This is a genomic window from Methylomonas sp. EFPC1 (assembly GCF_016925515.1).
Lineage (GTDB): Bacteria > Pseudomonadota > Gammaproteobacteria > Methylococcales > Methylomonadaceae > Methylomonas > Methylomonas defluvii.
In genome coordinates this window covers 1,407,872-1,425,629 of record NZ_CP070494.1, presented here as the reverse complement: position 1 = coordinate 1,425,629, position 17,758 = coordinate 1,407,872, and the positions used below count along the sequence as shown (strand labels likewise).

Genomic DNA, 17,758 nt, shown 5'->3' with positions numbered 1-17,758 from the left:
GGCACATAAAAAACATTTCTAGTAAAATGCGCGCCTTTTACCGTTTTCTATCAATATCATGGTTTGGAAACCTCACGTCACCGTCGCCGCCGTGATCGAAAAAGACGGTCGCTTTCTGCTGGTTGAGGAGACAACGGCACGAGGCCTTGCGTTCAATCAGCCCGCTGGTCATTTGGAAGAAGGTGAAGATTTAATCAGTGCCGTCAAACGCGAAGTTTGCGAGGAAACAGCTTGGCAATTTGAACCGGAGGCTTTAATCGCCACACAGTTATGGCGCAGAAATCCGCATATGCCCAGCTTTGTTCGCTTCTGTTTTTCCGGCACAGTCAACAACCACAATCCAGAACAAGCTCTCGACGACGGCATTATCGACACTCACTGGTTAAGCCGCAATGAAATTTACGCAAAACGCCAGCAATTGCGCAGCCCTTTGGTATTAACCACTGTGGACGAATACCTGAAAGGTCACCGCTTTCCGCTTAGCATCTTACAGTCTTTTATCGATTTAGAATGAGCAAACACATCATCGTCGGCATGTCCGGCGGCGTCGATTCTTCCGTTACCGCTCTAGCCCTGCAAGAACAAGGCCACAAAGTCACAGGCTTGTTCATGAAAAATTGGGAGGAAGACGACGGCACCGAATATTGCACGGCGATGCAAGACTTAGCCGACGCACAGCAAGTTTGCGACAAACTCGGCATAGAGCTTAAGACCGTCAACTTCGCCGCCGAATATTGGGACGAGGTATTTGAAGTGTTTTTGTCAGAGTTTAAGGCCGGCCGCACTCCCAATCCCGACATACTTTGTAACAAACACGTCAAATTCAAAGCGTTTCTGGATTACGCCATCGAAGACTTGGGCGCCGAATATATTGCCACCGGCCACTATGCCCGCGTTCGCGAACAAGACGGCGAATTCCAGCTATTAAAAGGCTTAGATCCCAACAAAGAGCAAAGCTATTTTCTCTACGCAATGGGGCAGAAAGCCCTGTCTCGTACCCTGTTTCCAATAGGCCACCTACACAAGCCGGAAATCCGTGCGATGGCGGATAGAGCCGGTTTTGCCAACAGCCGCAAGAAAGACAGCACCGGCATTTGCTTCATCGGCGAACGCAAATTCAAGGAATTTCTGCAACGATACCTGCCGCACCAACCTGGTGAAATGCGCACACCGGAAGGGCAATATATCGGCAAACATCATGGCTTGATGTATTACACGCTGGGCCAGCGCCAGGGCCTCGGCATAGGTGGGGTCAAGGATGCGCCGGATGAACCATGGTTCGTACTGGAAAAAGACCTGGACAATAACGTGCTGATTGTCGGCCAGGGCCACAACCACCCGTTAATGCTGCACAACACCCTGGAAGCCGGCCAACTCGATTGGTGCGGCGACCAACCCTTGACCGAAACGATCCACTGTGCCGCCAAGACTCGCTACCGCCAACCGGATCAAGATTGCTTGATCGAACCGCTGGACAACGGTTTACGTGTAAAAGTAAGTTTTGACCAACCGCAAAGGGCTATTACACCAGGCCAGTCCGTCGTATTTTATAACGGCGAAATTTGCTTGGGCGGCGGCATTATCGAGGTTAAATACAATGAAAATTAATAAGTTAAATCTGAGTAATTTTCGCTGTTTCGAAAATTATGAAATCGATTTTTCTGACCGATTTACACTATTGATCGGCGACAATGGCAGCGGTAAAACTGCTGTATTGGACGCTCTAAAACTGGCGATCAATCCATTTATTTTAGGGCTCAAGGACTTTTTACACGTTGAATACGGACTCAAAGCTGACTGTGGCGCCATTTCGGATTATGACAAACGTTACGAGTTTTCTACTTTAGGCCAAACACTTATTAAACAAGCTATATCTCCAACGTCAGTCTATTTGAAAGGCATATTAAATAATTGCAAAATTGATTGGACTTTAACTAGCAATTTAGACTCAATAAGCTCACTTCTTGAGCCCATCGTATCTTTCGCTGCTGAACTAAACGCATCGGATTCAAAAACCGTATTTCCTGTCATCTGCAACTACGGTACTGCACGGCTTTCGGCCGACACCTTGGAAAATATTGATACATCTGGCCCTAGTTCTAGACTTATTGGCTATAGATACTGTTTAGATCCATTTGTTAACCTAAAACAATTATTTAGTTGGTTTAAAAAACAGGAAATAATTTTCTTACAAAAACAAGAGCCTCAACATGTTTTAGAAGCTGTGCGTGAAGCCATAGTCGCAATGATTCCAGATGCGAAACGAGCTTGGTGGGCTTTTGAATGGGACGAAATATTGATCGAGATGGTGATTCAAGGCAAAAACCAAACCATCCCCTTCCACCTGCTCAGCGACGGCTACCGCAACATGATAGGCATGGTTGCCGATATTGCCTACCGCATGGCGACCCTGAATCCTCAACTGGAAGCTGACGTCATCAAACAAACCGAAGGCATCGTGCTGATCGATGAAATCGACCTGCATTTGCATCCCAAATGGCAACGGGAAGTGGTCGGGCGATTATTGAAAACCTTTCCGAAAGTACAATTTGTTGCTAGTAGTCATTCGCCATTTATTATTCAATCGTTATATGGACGCGAAGATTGTTTATTATGGGATTTGGAGAAAGCCCAGCCGGTCGCGATTGAAAGCGAAAGTATCGAAGATATTGCCGAAGATCAGCAGCATGTCGAAATTCCGCAAAAGAGCAAACGCTATCTGGACATGATGGAGGCTGCCGAAGCTTACTATCGAAAACTGCACGAAGTAAATAACGAATCGGATATGGAAGTCATGCAGTTACGCTCGAAATTGGACGAATTATCCATTCCTTTCAGTGACGATCCGGCATTCGCAGCACAATTAAAATTCGAACGCGATTCCGTATTAGCCTCAAAAGATAAATAACCATGCGTCCGGTTAATAAAGGAACAGACCTGGGCGAAATTAAACCCTATGAAAATGCTCAACAGCCGTTAAGAGAACGACTCGGCGAATATTGTTCATATTGCGAACGCTGGATTGCCAGCGGTATTCATGTAGAGCATAAAAAACCAAAAAATGAATACCCGGAAACCAAATTTCTTTGGAACAATTTTTTGTTAGCCTGCGGCAATTGCAATTCAGGCAAAGGCCATAGCCAATTGAACCTTGACGATTATGTTTGGCCCGACAGTGACAATACCTTGCTAGCCTTTAGCTACGATTCGCAAGGCCGGGTATTGCCGAATAAAATACATGCCGAGCCTATCAACCGAAAAATCGAAAAGACCTGGTTGGCATTAGGCCTAAATAAACATCCTGATCGCCAGATTAATGGTCAACAAGTTCCAACAAGCAAAGACAAACGTTGGCTGCATCGGCAGCAAGCTTGGCAAAATGCCTCAAAGCGAAAATCGCAACTTGCCGTCTTCGATAGCGAGGAACGCAGAACCGAAATTGTCGAAATGGCATTACAACGAGGCTTCTGGTCCGTCTGGATGACGGTCTTCCAGGATGATGTAGACATGCGCCGCCGCTTGATCGAAGCGTTTCCCGGCACAGCCAAGGCTTGCTTCGACGAAAATATCCGACCGACCCAACGTCCTGGTGGACAAATCTAGCTGTCGCAGGTAAACCGTTTTACGTTTTAGAAATTTAGGAAACACATAACATGACACTCACCGCCATCTCCCCCATCGACGGCCGCTACGCCGGCAAAGTCGACGCCTTGCGCCCCATCTTCAGCGAATACGGCTTGATCCGTTACCGGGTCGAAGTCGAAGTGCGCTGGCTGCAAGCCTTGGCCGCCGAAGCCAAGATCGCCGAAGTGCCAGCCTTGTCCGCCGAAGCGACCGCCGTGCTGAATAACATCGTCAGCGATTTTTCCGAAGCCGACGCCCTGGCTGTTAAGGACATTGAGAAAACCACCAACCACGACGTTAAGGCAGTCGAGTATTTCCTGAAGAAAAAGATCGAAGGCAACACCGAACTGCACGCCATCAACGAGTTTTTCCACTTCGCCTGCACCTCTGAAGACATCAATAATCTGTCTTATGCGCTGATGCTGAAGGAAGGCCGCGGCCTGATGCTGGCGGAAATCGATGCGACGATAGACGCGATCAAGCAATTGGCACTGAATAGCGCCGAACAACCGATGCTGTCGCGCACCCACGGCCAATCGGCCACACCGACCACGGTCGGCAAGGAATTCGCCAATGTCGTCGCCCGCATGCAGCGCCAACGCGAGCAATTGGCTAAAGTCGAACTCTTGGGCAAAATCAACGGCGCGGTCGGCAACTACAACGCCCATTGCGTCGCTTATCCGGATGTCGATTGGCCGGTGTTCGCACAAAACTTCGTTGAATCGCTGGGTCTGACTTTCAACCCTTACACCATCCAGATCGAGCCGCACGATTACATGGCGGAATTCTTCCATGCTTTGTCGCGCTTCAACACCATCCTGCTGGACTTCGACCGCGACGTCTGGGGCTATATTTCGCTGGGTTATTTCAAGCAAAAAACCGTCGCCGGCGAAGTCGGCTCCTCGACGATGCCACACAAGGTCAATCCGATCGACTTCGAAAACTCCGAAGGCAATCTGGGCTTGGCGAATGCGATTTTCGGCTTCCTGGCCGACAAATTACCGGTCTCCCGTTGGCAGCGCGACCTGACCGATTCCACGGTATTGCGCAACATCGGCGTCGGCATCGCCCATACCAGCATCGCCATTCAATCGACCTTGAAAGGCATTTCCAAACTGGAATTCAACCCGGCGTTACTCGATCAAGACCTGGAGCAAAACTGGGAAGTGCTGGCCGAACCGATTCAAACCGTGATGCGCCGTTACGGCATCGAAAAGCCTTACGAAAAGCTCAAAGAATTGACTCGCGGCAATCGTGTCACCGGCGAGGGCATGCGCGCCTTCGTCGAAAAGCTGGAAATTCCGGCGCAAGCCAAAGCCGAACTGCTGGTGCTGACCCCGCACAGCTACACCGGTTATGCCGCGGCTTTAGCCAAGAAAATCGACTAAACGTTAGGATAGGTTGTTGCTGAACTTCATCTGGATATTCTTCTTCCTGAGCGCCTTCGCCACCGCCGCCTTCAAGCTGTTGGTGCTGGGTGATACCCAGGTGTTTTCCGAGTTGATGAATGCAATGTTCAGCCTGTCCAAAACGGCGTTCGAGATTTCGCTGGGGCTTAGTGGCTTGCTGGCCTTGTGGCTGGGCATCATGAAAGTCGGTGAACACAGCGGCTTCATCGATCTCTTGACCAAGGCATTGAATCCGCTGTTCAGCCGGTTGATGCCGGAGATTCCCAAAGGTCATCCGGCGCAGGGGGCAATGGTGATGAACATAGCCGCCAATATGTTGGGGCTGGACAATGCCGCGACGCCGATGGGCATCAAGGCCATGCAGGAAATGCAAACCTTGAATCCGCATCCCGAGCGGGCCAGCGATGCGCAGATTTTGTTTCTAGTGATCAACACCTCGTCGGTGACGCTGTTTCCGGTGACGATCTTCGCTTACCGGGCTCAGCTTGGCGCGGCCAATCCAACCGACGTGTTCATCCCGATTCTGATCGCCACTTATATATCGACGCTGACCGGCTTGCTGGCGGTGGCCGCGGTGCAGAAGATCAATCTGCTGGACAAGGTGGTGTTGAGCTATCTGGGCGGTATCACTGTGTTGGTCGGCGGCCTACTGGCTTATTTCGCCGGACTCGATCAGGCCGAGATGCTGAAACAATCTGCGCTGGTCAGCCATGTGATTTTGTTCGGCTTGGTGGTGTCGTTCATCGCCGCCGCTGCCTACAAAGGTCTGAACGCCTACGAATTGTTCGTCGAAGGCGCCAAGCACGGTTTCCAGACCGCGATCACCATCATTCCTTATCTGGTGGCGATGCTAGTGGCCTTCGGCGTGTTCCGGGCCAGCGGCGCGCTGGAATTGATCACCGACGGCGTGCGTTTGCTGGTCAATTTTTGCGGCATCGACAACCGTTTCATCGACGGCCTGCCGACGGCGCTGATGAAGCCGTTCAGCGGTAGCGGTGCGCGGGCGATGATGATAGACACCATGAAGATCCACGGCGCCGATTCCTTCGCCGGACGCTTGGCATCGGTGGTGCAAGGCAGCACCGAGACCACGTTTTATGTGTTGGCGGTGTATTTCGGCGCGGTAAACATCAAGCAGATACGCCATGCCGCCGCCTGCGGCATCGTCGCCGACCTCGGCGGCATCGTGACCGCGATTTTAGTGACTTATTGGTTTTTTGGTTAATTATTTTGATTGTCGGCGCATGACGCTACGCTTATGCACCCTACATTTTGTTTTATATTTACATGCAGATACATTTAAAAACCCTCGGCTGCCGCCTCAACGAAGCAGAACTGGAAACTTGGGCGCAGTCCTTTCAAGCTAAAGGCCACGCCATTACACGCAACCTGAATGAAGCACAATTGGTGATCATCAATTCCTGCGCGGTCACCCAAGACGCGGTGAAAAAATCCAAGCAAATGATACGCCGCATTCACCGTGACAATCCGCAAGCCAAGCTGGTGGTCAGCGGTTGTTACGCGACACTGAACGAGGAAGAAGCCGCGCAATTGATGGGCGTGGATTTGATCGTCGGCAACCAGGACAAAAACCAACTGGTCGAAAAAACTCTGGCCGAACTGAATCTGGACAGTATGCCGGCGATGTCGACCGAACCCGGCGAAGTGTCGCTGTTCAGCCGTGGCCGCCAGCGCGCCTTCGTCAAGGTACAGGACGGCTGCCGCTACCGCTGCACCTTCTGCATCGTCACCGTTGCTCGCGGCGAGGAAAGCAGCCGGCCGATTCAAGCGGTCATTGACGAGATCAACGCGCTGCACGCTCAAGGCATCAACGAAGCCATCATCACCGGTGTGCATTTGGGCGGTTACGGCAGTGACATCAACAGTAATTTGGTCGAATTGGTTAGCGAAATCCTGGCTAAAACCGAGATTCCGCGCCTGCGCATGGGCTCTCTGGAACCTTGGGAATTGCCGGATGGTTTCTTCGAGTTGTTCAAAAATTCAAGACTGATGCCACATCTGCATTTGCCCTTGCAGAGCGGCAGCGACAGCGTACTACGGCGCATGGCCCGGCGCTGTAAAACGGAGGAATTCGGCCAGATCGTTAAACTAGCCCGAGCGACGATTCCGCATTTCAATATCACTACCGACATCATCGTCGGCTTTCCGGGCGAAACCGAACTGGAATGGCAGGAAAGTTTTGATTACATCAAAAGCCTGGGTTTTGGTCATATTCACATTTTCAGCTATTCGCCTCGGGAAGGCACCAAAGCCGCGGGTTTGCCAGATCAAGTCGATCAGAACACAAAGAAACTGCGCAGCAAGCAATTGCATGAATTAGCCGACACAATGAAGCATAGGTTCATTGCCGAAAACCTCGGCGAACAGGCCAATATTTTATGGGAAGGGCAAAAAGAAGCTCAGAAAGATGGCGTGGTCCGCCATTTCGGCTACACACCGAACTATCTAAGGGTAGCCTGCGATGTGGCACCCGACCTGATTCTGGAAAATAGGATAATGTCGGGAGTACTGGTAGAAGCGAAACCGGATTTCGTGCTCGTCCGCTTGGATTGAAGCAATAAAAAAGCCGCAAAGCTATTTGCTTTACGGCCTTTTACATAAGAGTAGAACAGTTTAAATCAATACGGATTCGGATCGAGCGGTCCACGCCCACCGCCCTGCATTTCGTCGAATTTCAACACATCTTCGTCTGGAACCTTGCCATCGTGAACCAGATAATTACGTCTGGAAAGATAGGCATTTTTAAAAAACTCGTAACGATCCAGTGCCGCCTCGGTAGCGACTTTTTCCATACCCAGCAGATCTGAGCGCGCGTCGATGACTTTCAATGCACCAGGACCAATCGAAACCGCCGCGCCAATCCAATTTGGATTTATGTAGATACCGGCATAAGTAAACGGATTCATCGCGGCATCGCCAACCAACCCGAACACGCCACGTGGCGAACTGGGTCCGAAAAACGGCAGGACCAAGTAAGGGCCGGTAGGTATTCCCCAATAGCCTAAGGTTTGATCAAAATCTTCATTATGCTTCGGCAAATCGATCATCGTCCCAACATCGATAAGCCCGGCGACACCGATGGTGGTGTTCACCAAGAAACGCGCGCCGTCCTGACCCGATTGCAGGAGTTTTCCTTGCAAAACATCGTTGGTACAAACACCTATGTCATCGACATTGCTGAAAAAATTAGTAACCGCTTGGTCCGCAAAATCGGGCATCACCCAATCGTAGCCTTTGGCAACCGGTTTCATGACATAATCGTCCACGCCGTCATTAAATGATTGCACGCCTCTGTTCCAGCCCTCCCAAGGATCTTTAGGATCGACACCGCGGGTCGTGGCACAACCGTTTAATACGGTCAGTAACCCTAAGATAACCCAACCTTTTTTCCGATCTTGCATAACTTCACCTCACCAATTGAATATTGTTTATACCTATCCAAAACTCACGTAACATAACGCACAACCGACTTTTTTAGCCCATCAAACTCAATGGAAATAAACCTAAATCCGTTAGGCAACCGTTTCAGAGGTTACCTTCCTGTTATTGTCGATATAGAGACCGCCGGCTTTAATTCAAAAAAAAATCCACTATTGGAAATCGCCGCCGTAATAGTCGAACCAGACACTGATGGATGGCTGCATGTCACCGAAAAACATCACTGCAATATCATTCCTTTCAAAAACTCAGAGCTGGATGACGCAGCGCTCAAATTTACCGGTATCGATCCATACCATCCTTTCCGCATGGCTATAGAAGAGAAGGATGCGCTTACCAAGCTGTTTACCCCTATCAAAGCCGCTGTAAAACGTAACGAATGCAAGAGAGCTATTTTGGTTGGTCACAACCCAGCTTTCGATATCAATTTTTTGAACGCCGCTATTGAACGAACCAACTACAAACGAAGCCCGTTTCATCCATTCAGTAGTTTCGATACCGCCACACTCGGAGGGCTAATGTACGGCCAAACAGTTTTAGCAAAAATTGCTCAAGCTGCCGGAATTGTCTGGGATAACGAAAAAGCACATTCAGCACTTTACGACGCCGAACAAACTGCCGAGTTGTTTTGCATGATTATCAACCGCTGGAAAAAATTAAGCGAGTACGAAGCGACGTAAATGTAGCCGATTAGCGACTTAGAACACATTACACCCAAACATATTGGCGAGAATGGCAGAAAATCCATCGCAATACACGGTCGAATAGGCACGCTGCTGCTTAATTAACATACCTTTTTCGACTAAAGTTTGGAGCCAACGCTCGCCAGCATATTATTAAGCTCGCCTTTATTAAACAGATCGATAACGATGTCGCAGCCGCCGATTAATTCGCCGTTGATATACAGTTGGGGATAGGTAGGCCAGTGCGAGTATTCTTTTAAGGCTTCACGGACTTCAGGGTCTTCGAAGATATTGATGTGGGCATAATCCGCATTGCAAGCCTGCAAGACTTGCACCACCCGGCTGGAAAATCCACACTGAGGGAAGTCCGGGGTGCCTTTCATGTACAAGACCACAGGATGGCTGGCTAATTGGGCTTGGATTCTGTCTATTGCACTCATGCGTTTTCTCGCTAAACATTGATGAGAGGGGATTCTAACAACCCCGTCCGCAAAAGAGAAGAGAGCGGCAGTGGGGTGATTTGGGGTCAAAAAAAAAGCCCTGCTATGGGTAAGCAGGGCTTTTGGTTTAAGAGCTTGGCGATGACCTACTTTCACATGGCAACCTGCCACACTATCATCGGCGCTAAGCGGTTTCACTTCCGAGTTCGGGATGGGATCGGGTGGTTCACGCTTGCTATGTTCACCAAGCAAACTGGTTTGGCTGTTTTGCAGCCGTCATGCACAGGTTTGAAGCGTATTCGCTTCCCGGCATTTGCCGTTTACCTGTTTTCATGGAAATCTGTATCGAGCTTATCGTTCTCAGTTGGTTATCAGCTTGTCATCTGACCTGACCCAAACGCATTGGGTGTTATATGGTCAAGCCTCACGGGCAATTAGTACACGTTAGCTACGCCCATTACTGGACTTCCACACCGTGCCTATCAACGTCGTAGTCTCCGACGGCCCTTCAGGGGACTTAAAGTCCCAGTGAGATCTCATCTTGGGAGGGGCTTCCCGCTTAGATGCTTTCAGCGGTTATCCTGTCCGAACGTGGCTACCCGGCAATGCCATTGGCATGACAACCGGAACACCAGAGGTTCGTCCACTTCGGTCCTCTCGTACTAGAAGCAGCTTCCCTCAAATCTCAAACGCCCACGGCAGATAGGGACCGAACTGTCTCACGACGTTCTGAACCCAGCTCGCGTACCACTTTAAATGGCGAACAGCCATACCCTTGGGACCTGCTTCAGCCCCAGGATGTGATGAGCCGACATCGAGGTGCCAAACACCGCCGTCGATATGAACTCTTGGGCGGTATCAGCCTGTTATCCCCGGCGTACCTTTTATCCGTTGAGCGATGGCCCTTCCATACAGAACCACCGGATCACTAAGACCTACTTTCGTACCTGCTCGACTTGTCCGTCTCGCAGTCAAGCACCCTTATGCCTTTGCACTCATTGCCTGATTTCCGACCAGGCTGAGGGTACCTTCGTGCTCCTCCGTTACTCTTTAGGAGGAGACCGCCCCAGTCAAACTACCCACCAGACACTGTCCCTAATCCAGATAATGGATCGAGGTTAGAACTCCAAACATACCAGGGTGGTATTTCAAGGTTGGCTCCACGAGAACTGGCGTTCCCGCTTCAAAGCCTCCCACCTATCCTACACAAGTAGGTTCAAAGTCCAGTGTCAAGCTATAGTAAAGGTGCACGGGGTCTTTCCGTCTAGCCGCGGGTACACTGCATCTTCACAGCGATTTCAATTTCACTGAGTCCCAGGTGGAGACAGTGTGGCCATCGTTACGCCATTCGTGCAGGTCGGAACTTACCCGACAAGGAATTTCGCTACCTTAGGACCGTTATAGTTACGGCCGCCGTTTACTGGGGCTTCGATCAAGAGCTTCTCCGAAGATAACCCCATCAATTAACCTTCCAGCACCGGGCAGGCGTCACACCCTATACGTCCACTTTCGTGTTTGCAGAGTGCTATGTTTTTGCTAAACAGTCGCAGCCACCGATTTTTTGCAACCCCCTTCCGCTCCAGTCGCGAGGACCTTCACGTAATGAGGGCATACCTTCTCCCGAAGTTACGGTATCATTTTGCCTAGTTCCTTCACCTGGGTTCTCTCAAGCGCCTTAGAATTTTCATCCCACCCACCTGTGTCGGTTTAGGGTACGGCCACTAGTAACCTGAAGCTTAGAGGTTTTTCCTGGAAGCAGGGCATCTATCACTTCGCTGTTCTTTCGAACCGCTCGTCATCACGTCTCGGCATAGAGCACCCCGGATTTGCCTAAGATGCATGCCTACCTGCTTAAACGGCCACTTCCAACCGACCGCTGATATAGCCTTCTCCGTCACCCCATCGCAGTTACTACTGGTACAGGAATATTAACCTGTTTTCCATCGACTACGCTTTTCAGCCTCGCCTTAGGTGCCGACTAACCCTGCGTCGATTAACGTTGCGCAGGAAACCTTGGGTTTTCGGCGAGGGGGTTTTTCACCCCCTTTATCGTTACTTATGTCAGCATTCGCACTTCCGATACCTCCAGCCGACTTCTCAATCGACCTTCGCAGGCGTACGGAACGCTCCTCTACCACTCACACTTACGTGTAAATCCGTAGCTTCGGTACTATGCTTAGCCCCGGTAAATCTTCCGCGCAGACCGACTCGACCAGTGAGCTATTACGCTTTCTTTAAAGGATGGCTGCTTCTAAGCCAACCTCCTGGCTGTCTGTGCCTTTCCACATCGTTTCCCACTGAGCATAGATTTGGGGACCTTAGCTGACGGTCTGGGCTGTTTCCCTTTTCACGACGGACCTTATCACCCGCCGTGTGTCTCCCGTGCTGGCACTTGCTGGTATTCGGAGTTTGCATCGGGTTGGTAAGTCGGGATGACCCCCTAGCCGAAACAGTGCTCTACCCCCAGCAGTGATACACGAGGCGCTACCTAAATAGCTTTCGAGGAGAACCAGCTATCTCCGAGCTTGATTAGCCTTTCACTCCGATCCACAGCTCATCCCCGTCTTTTTCAACAGACGTGGGTTCGGCCCTCCAGTTAGTATTACCCAACCTTCAGCCTGGCCATGGATAGATCGCCCGGTTTCGGGTCTACACCTTGCGACTAAACGCCCTATTAAGACTCGCTTTCGCTACGCCTCCCCTATTCGGTTAAGCTTGCCACAAAATGTAAGTCGCTGACCCATTATACAAAAGGTACGCAGTCACCCCACGAAGGGGCTCCCACTGCTTGTACGCATACGGTTTCAGGTTCTATTTCACTCCGCTCTCCGCGGTTCTTTTCGCCTTTCCCTCACGGTACTAGTTCACTATCGGTCAGTAAGGAGTATTTAGCCTTGGAGGATGGTCCCCCCATATTCAGTCAAAGTTTCACGTGCTCCGACCTACTCGATTTCACTAGAAAAAGGTTTTCGTGTACGGGGCTATCACCCTGTATCGCCGGACTTTCCAGACCGTTCCACTAACCTTATCCTAGCTTAAGGGCTAGTCCCCGTTCGCTCGCCACTACTTAGGGAATCTCGGTTGATTTCTTTTCCTCCGGGTACTTAGATGTTTCAGTTCTCCGGGTTCGCTTCAGTGAGCTATGTATTCACTCAAAGATGACGCGCTTATGCGCGCCGGGTTTCCCCATTCGGACATCTCTGGATCACAGCCGGTTTGCAGGCTCCCCAAAGCTTTTCGCATGCTACAACGTCCTTCATCGCCTCTTACTGCCTAGGCATTCACCGTATGCGCTTATTCACTTGACCATATAACCCGAATACGTCTGCTTTTACTTAGCCTTGGAAGTTAATCCTGAGCTTTGCTAGGCTTTCTATTTAAGTTATTTGTCAGCTGACATTTTCGCTGATTTTTTCTGCTTGAGAACGACATGCTGTTTGTTTTCTGCCTTTCCCTTTCGAGAACGACGTCATTCAAACCGCAACTCGTTTTAGTGTTGATCATTGCTGATCATTACTATAGTTACAGATTTCCATATTGTTAAAGAGCTATCGGTACGAATACCAATGCTATAAAGTCTTTATCTGTTGCCGCCGATAAAACTGTATAGCGTTGATGTTCACCCACTATTTTTCTTACGTTTGACGAACTGGTTGACCCTCAGCGTTCAGCATGATGGTGGAGCCAGGGAGGATCGAACTCCCGACCTCCTGCGTGCAAGGCAGGCGCTCTCCCAGCTGAGCTATGGCCCCTAAAGCAGACTAAAGACCAAGACTCAAGCCGAAACGTGACTAGACACAGCGCCAGTTATTCTAACCAGGCGTGTGGTCTGATTGTGTTTCGCCTTATTGCTTTCGCCTTTTATGCGTTGGTGGGTCTGGGAGGAGTTGAACCTCCGACCTCACCCTTATCAGGGGTGCGCTCTAACCAACTGAGCTACAGACCCAGGTGCGTCTTTCAATCGAAATAATTTGTTGTGAGTACGTGTAACGGTGTGCCGTCTTTGTAAGGAGGTGATCCAGCCCCAGGTTCCCCTAGGGCTACCTTGTTACGACTTCACCCCAGTCATGAATCACAAAGTGGTAAGCGCCCTCCCGAAGGTTAAACTACCTACTTCTTTTGCAACCCACTCCCATGGTGTGACGGGCGGTGTGTACAAGGCCCGGGAACGTATTCACCGCGGCATTCTGATCCGCGATTACTAGCGATTCCGACTTCACGCAGTCGAGTTGCAGACTGCGATCCGGACTGGGACCGGCTTTTTGGGATTAGCTTACTCTCGCGAGTTCGCAGCCCTCTGTACCGGCCATTGTAGCACGTGTGTAGCCCTACCCATAAGGGCCATGATGACTTGACGTCGTCCCCACCTTCCTCCGGTTTATCACCGGCAGTCTCCCTAGAGTTCCCGGCATGACCCGCTGGCAACTAAGGATAAGGGTTGCGCTCGTTACGGGACTTAACCCAACATTTCACAACACGAGCTGACGACAGCCATGCAGCACCTGTCTCAGAGTTCCCGAAGGCACTCCGCTATCTCTAACAGATTCTCTGGATGTCAAGGGTAGGTAAGGTTCTTCGCGTTGCATCGAATTAAACCACATGCTCCACCGCTTGTGCGGGCCCCCGTCAATTCATTTGAGTTTTAGCCTTGCGGCCGTACTCCCCAGGCGGTCAACTTAATACGTTAGCTCCACTACTAAGTTCTTTAAGAACCCAACAGTTAGTTGACATCGTTTACGGCGTGGACTACCAGGGTATCTAATCCTGTTTGCTACCCACGCTTTCGTACCTCAGCGTCAGTTTTAGTCCAGGGAGCCGCCTTCGCCACTGGTGTTCCTTCAGATCTCTACGCATTTCACCGCTACACCTGAAATTCCACTCCCCTCTACTAAACTCTAGTTGCCCAGTATCAAATGCAGTTCCCAGGTTAAGCCCAGGGCTTTCACATCTGACTTAAACAACCGCCTACGCACGCTTTACGCCCAGTAATTCCGATTAACGCTTGCACCCTCCGTATTACCGCGGCTGCTGGCACGGAGTTAGCCGGTGCTTCTTGTATAGGTAATGTCAGTCTACCGGGTATTAACCGATAGGTATTCCTTCCTATTGAAAGTGCTTTACAACCCTCAGGCCTTCTTCACACACGCGGTATTGCTGGATCAGGCTTTCGCCCATTGTCCAATATTCCCCACTGCTGCCTCCCGTAGGAGTCTGGGCCGTGTCTCAGTCCCAGTGTGGCTGATCATCCTCTCAGACCAGCTACGGATCGTCGCCTTGGTAGGCCTTTACCCCACCAACTAGCTAATCCGACATAGGCTCATCTATTAGCGCCAGGCCCGAAGGTCCCCAGCTTTCCCCCGCAGGGCGTATGCGGTATTAGCGTGAGTTTCCCCACGTTGTCCCCCACTAATAGGCAGATTCCTATGCATTACTCACCCGTCCGCCACTCGTCAGCGCCCGAAGGCCTGCTACCGTTCGACTTGCATGTGTTAAGCATACCGCCAGCGTTCAATCTGAGCCATGATCAAACTCTTCAGTTTAATTTTAACGTGTCACTAAATAAGATTAGTGACCAATCTTGGCTCGACTACAGAACATCTTTTCTTGCGAATTGACGTGGTTTCTGTGTCGACTATTTCTAACAGCACATAGTCGCTACACATACCCACACAAATTATTTCGATTTCGTTTGTTAAAGAGCCAGAGCATTTCGCCCTGTTGAGCCGACATATTCTACAGCGTTTTCAGTGTTTGTCAAATTTATTTTTAAGTCACTTCAAAAACCGAAACACTTAAAACAAATCATCCTGACTTACAACCCAAAGCCGCCAAATCCAGCCGACTTCTTCACCACTCAATCCAACAAACCAGAGCAGTGAAGAGCCGCTCATTCTAATCACCCAAAACCCTCCCGTCAAGAAATTATTTCTATTCGCGCAAACTTTCTTTTCCCTACTTGATAAACATGCCTCGCAGGCGCGCCGGGATTTGGGCAAAACTATTCTGCTTTAAACTGGCCTTGATGCTCTAAAAACCAACGATAGGTAAGCTCCAGACCTGTTTTAAGCGGTATCTTTGGTTGCCACCCCAAAGACTTAAGCTTTGAGACATCCATCAGTTTTCGCGGAGTACCATCCGGCTTGGTACTGTCCCAGCTAATTTGCCCTTGAAAACCAACGACATCTTGGATGGTTTCAGCCAATTCACGCACCGTTACATCTTCACCAGTCCCAACATTTAAATGCGACAGCATGGGTTCAGTGCAAGATTGATATTGCTCTTTGTCCAAGGCCATCACGTGCAAACAAGCAGCAGCCATATCCTCGACGTGTAAAAACTCGCGCATAGCCTTACCGGTTCCCCACACGCTGACAGTTGGAGAATTACCAAGCTTGGCATCATGAAACTTTCTGATTAATGCCGGGATAACATGGCTATTTTGCAAGTGAAAATTATCGTTTTCACCATACAAATTGGTCGGCATCACCGACCGATAATCTACGCCGTACTGCCGGTTATATGACTCACACAACTTAATCCCGGCAATCTTGGAAATTGCATACGGCTCATTGGTCGACTCTAAAACGCCTGTCAACAGCGCGCTTTCTCGCATCGGCTGCTCAGCGAATTTCGGATAGATACAAGAGCTACCCAAAAACAGCAGTTGCTTGCATCCAATCCGCCAAGCCTGATGAACAACATTGGCTTCCATCATCAGATTTTGATAGATAAATTCCGCCGGATATTCATTATTGGCATGAATGCCGCCAACCTTGGCCGCCGCGAGAATCACCTGCTTCGGACGCTCTTGTTGCATAAAGTCCTGCACAGCCGTTTGATCGGTCAAATCCAATTCAGCATGCGTACGCACTACAATGTTTTGATAACCCGCCTCAGTCAATTGCCGATAAATCGCCGAGCCTACCATACCTCTGTGACCCGCCAGATAAATCTTATCTTTCTTATCTACCATGCTGTTACTCCCGGCTAACCGCCACGTTATAACCTTGTTTTTTCAGCAGAGCATGTTTTTGCGCTTGCTCAAGATCATAGGCCACCATTTCGGATACCATTTCTTGCAAAGTAATTTGCGGCACCCAACCCAATTTGTTCTTGGCATTAGTCGGATCGCCCAACAGCGTTTCCACTTCGGCAGGTCTAAAATAGCGCGGATCGATAGCGACGATGTTTTGTCCAACCGCCATACCAGGCGCTTTGTCACCGGTAATAGCATCGACATAACCTTTTTCTTCAACGCCCGCACCTTCCCAACGAATAGTCACACCCAATTCTTTAGCCGACATTTCGATAAATTGTCTCACCGAATACTGCACACCTGTAGCAATCACAAAATCTTCAGGCTGATCTTGCTGCAACATCATCCATTGCATCCGCACGTAGTCCTTCGCATGCCCCCAGTCTCGAAGAGAATCCATATTGCCCATGTATAGACATTTATCCAGACCAATTGCGATATTACTGAGGCCTCGAGTGATTTTGCGCGTCACAAAAGTTTCGCCTCGGCGCGGCGATTCGTGGTTGAACAAAATACCGTTACACGCATACATGCCATAAGCTTCACGATAATTAACGGTGATCCAATAGGCGTAGAGTTTGGCTACCGCATAAGGTGACCGGGGATAAAACGGTGTGGTTTCTTTCTGCGGAATTTCTTGGACCAGACCATACAACTCAGAAGTGGATGCCTGATAAAAACGCGTAGTTTTCTCCATACCGAGGAAACGAATGGCTTCCAAAAGCCTTAACGTCCCCATACCGTCGACGTCGGCCGTATATTCAGGAGACTCAAACGATACAGCGACATGACTCATCGCGCCCAAGTTGTAGACTTCATCCGGACGAATTTCGCTAAGGATACGGGTGAGGTTCGAACTATCCGTCAAATCACCGTAATGAAGAAAGAATTGGGGATCCTTAATATGCGGGTCTTGATAGATATGATCAACGCGTTCGGTATTAAATAATGACGAACGCCGTTTGATGCCATGCACTTCATAGCCTTTTTCCAACAGAAATTCGGCAAGATAGGATCCGTCTTGCCCGGTTATGCCAGTGATCAATGCTTTTTTTCTACTCATTTACAGCTCCTTTTCTTTTGAGTCAAATCGACGTAAAACCGCAT

12 protein-coding genes, 2 tRNA genes and 3 rRNA genes are annotated in these 17,758 nt (G+C 49.8%); 8 read left to right on the top strand and 9 right to left on the bottom strand.

Features of this window, described 5'->3' with window-relative positions:
- Positions 1 to 58 precede the first annotated feature (58 nt).
- The 7 genes from JWZ98_RS06745 (at position 59) to mtaB (ending at position 7,607) form a co-directional block, all read left to right on the top strand.
- Positions 59 to 514: an NUDIX hydrolase gene (locus tag JWZ98_RS06745; protein WP_033157261.1), complete on the top strand. Its 456-nt coding sequence runs from the start codon at positions 59 to 61 to the stop codon at positions 512 to 514.
- Positions 511 to 1,608, top strand: coding sequence for a tRNA 2-thiouridine(34) synthase MnmA (gene mnmA, locus JWZ98_RS06740; RefSeq protein WP_033157260.1), 1,098 nt, complete (start codon positions 511 to 513; stop codon positions 1,606 to 1,608). The genes JWZ98_RS06745 and mnmA overlap by 4 nt, the downstream gene beginning before the upstream one ends.
- Positions 1,598 to 2,908, top strand: a complete 1,311-nt coding sequence (locus JWZ98_RS06735; protein WP_033157259.1) for an AAA family ATPase — start codon at positions 1,598 to 1,600, stop codon at positions 2,906 to 2,908. Before mnmA ends, JWZ98_RS06735 begins: the two co-directional genes overlap by 11 nt.
- Positions 2,909 to 2,910: 2 nt before the next feature.
- Positions 2,911 to 3,603 carry an HNH endonuclease gene (locus tag JWZ98_RS06730; protein WP_205453729.1) on the top strand — a complete coding sequence of 231 codons (693 nt, stop codon included), beginning with the start codon at positions 2,911 to 2,913 and terminating at the stop codon, positions 3,601 to 3,603.
- Positions 3,604 to 3,653: 50 nt separating this feature from the next.
- Positions 3,654 to 5,012, top strand: coding sequence for an adenylosuccinate lyase (purB, locus tag JWZ98_RS06725; protein WP_205453728.1), 1,359 nt, complete (start codon positions 3,654 to 3,656; stop codon positions 5,010 to 5,012).
- 16 nt (positions 5,013 to 5,028) lie between these two features.
- A complete protein-coding gene (locus JWZ98_RS06720) occupies positions 5,029 to 6,258 on the top strand; it encodes a spore maturation protein (RefSeq protein ID WP_205453727.1) in 1,230 nt (409 codons plus the stop codon).
- Positions 6,259 to 6,320: 62 nt separating this feature from the next.
- A complete protein-coding gene (mtaB, locus tag JWZ98_RS06715) occupies positions 6,321 to 7,607 on the top strand; it encodes a tRNA (N(6)-L-threonylcarbamoyladenosine(37)-C(2))-methylthiotransferase MtaB (RefSeq protein ID WP_205453726.1) in 1,287 nt (428 codons plus the stop codon).
- A gap of 65 nt (positions 7,608 to 7,672) precedes the next feature.
- On the opposite strand, the gene JWZ98_RS06710 is transcribed toward mtaB, so the two are convergent.
- Entirely contained in the window at positions 7,673 to 8,455 is a 783-nt protein-coding gene (locus tag JWZ98_RS06710; protein ID WP_033157256.1) for a VacJ family lipoprotein, read from the bottom strand.
- Positions 8,456 to 8,545: 90 nt separating this feature from the next.
- Between JWZ98_RS06710 and rnt the strand changes: the two genes are divergently transcribed.
- On the top strand, positions 8,546 to 9,172 hold the full coding sequence (rnt, locus tag JWZ98_RS06705) for a ribonuclease T (protein ID WP_205453725.1): 627 nt from the start codon (positions 8,546 to 8,548) through the stop codon (positions 9,170 to 9,172).
- A gap of 122 nt (positions 9,173 to 9,294) precedes the next feature.
- On the opposite strand, the gene grxD is transcribed toward rnt, so the two are convergent.
- From grxD to gmd, 8 genes are all read right to left on the bottom strand, one after another.
- A complete protein-coding gene (grxD, locus tag JWZ98_RS06700; protein WP_171694624.1) occupies positions 9,295 to 9,615 on the bottom strand; it encodes a Grx4 family monothiol glutaredoxin in 321 nt (106 codons plus the stop codon).
- Positions 9,616 to 9,748: 133 nt separating this feature from the next.
- A 5S ribosomal RNA gene (rrf, locus tag JWZ98_RS06695) occupies positions 9,749 to 9,864 on the bottom strand.
- A 164-nt stretch (positions 9,865 to 10,028) separates the two neighbouring features.
- A 23S ribosomal RNA gene (locus JWZ98_RS06690) occupies positions 10,029 to 12,923 on the bottom strand.
- 368 nt (positions 12,924 to 13,291) lie between these two features.
- Positions 13,292 to 13,367, bottom strand: a tRNA-Ala gene (locus JWZ98_RS06685).
- Between the two features lie 117 nt (positions 13,368 to 13,484).
- Positions 13,485 to 13,561 (bottom strand) — tRNA-Ile (locus JWZ98_RS06680).
- A gap of 60 nt (positions 13,562 to 13,621) precedes the next feature.
- Positions 13,622 to 15,155, bottom strand: a 16S ribosomal RNA gene (locus JWZ98_RS06675).
- The 16S, 23S and 5S rRNA genes sit together here with 2 tRNA genes alongside, the layout of an rRNA operon.
- A gap of 458 nt (positions 15,156 to 15,613) precedes the next feature.
- Complete coding sequence (locus tag JWZ98_RS06670) at positions 15,614 to 16,588, bottom strand: GDP-L-fucose synthase (RefSeq protein WP_205453724.1); 975 nt, start codon at positions 16,586 to 16,588, stop codon at positions 15,614 to 15,616.
- Between the two features lie 4 nt (positions 16,589 to 16,592).
- A complete protein-coding gene (gmd, locus tag JWZ98_RS06665; protein ID WP_205453723.1) occupies positions 16,593 to 17,714 on the bottom strand; it encodes a GDP-mannose 4,6-dehydratase in 1,122 nt (373 codons plus the stop codon).
- Positions 17,715 to 17,758 lie beyond the last annotated feature (44 nt).

Excerpts from the sequence above, each read along its gene's own strand:
- JWZ98_RS06745 (WP_033157261.1), top strand. The coding sequence starts at position 59 with ATGGTTTGGAAACCTCACGTCACCGTCGCCGCCGTGATCGAAAAAGAC.
- JWZ98_RS06735 (WP_033157259.1), top strand. The coding sequence starts at position 1,598 with ATGAAAATTAATAAGTTAAATCTGAGTAATTTTCGCTGTTTCGAAAAT.
- mtaB (WP_205453726.1), top strand. The coding sequence starts at position 6,321 with ATGCAGATACATTTAAAAACCCTCGGCTGCCGCCTCAACGAAGCAGAA.
- rnt (WP_205453725.1), top strand. The coding sequence starts at position 8,546 with ATGGAAATAAACCTAAATCCGTTAGGCAACCGTTTCAGAGGTTACCTT.
- JWZ98_RS06730 (WP_205453729.1), top strand. The coding sequence starts at position 2,911 with ATGCGTCCGGTTAATAAAGGAACAGACCTGGGCGAAATTAAACCCTAT.
- grxD (WP_171694624.1), bottom strand. The coding sequence starts at position 9,615 with ATGAGTGCAATAGACAGAATCCAAGCCCAATTAGCCAGCCATCCTGTG.
- JWZ98_RS06710 (WP_033157256.1), bottom strand. The coding sequence starts at position 8,455 with ATGCAAGATCGGAAAAAAGGTTGGGTTATCTTAGGGTTACTGACCGTA.
- JWZ98_RS06670 (WP_205453724.1), bottom strand. The coding sequence starts at position 16,588 with ATGGTAGATAAGAAAGATAAGATTTATCTGGCGGGTCACAGAGGTATG.
- gmd (WP_205453723.1), bottom strand. The coding sequence starts at position 17,714 with ATGAGTAGAAAAAAAGCATTGATCACTGGCATAACCGGGCAAGACGGA.
- mnmA (WP_033157260.1), top strand. The coding sequence starts at position 511 with ATGAGCAAACACATCATCGTCGGCATGTCCGGCGGCGTCGATTCTTCC.
- purB (WP_205453728.1), top strand. The coding sequence starts at position 3,654 with ATGACACTCACCGCCATCTCCCCCATCGACGGCCGCTACGCCGGCAAA.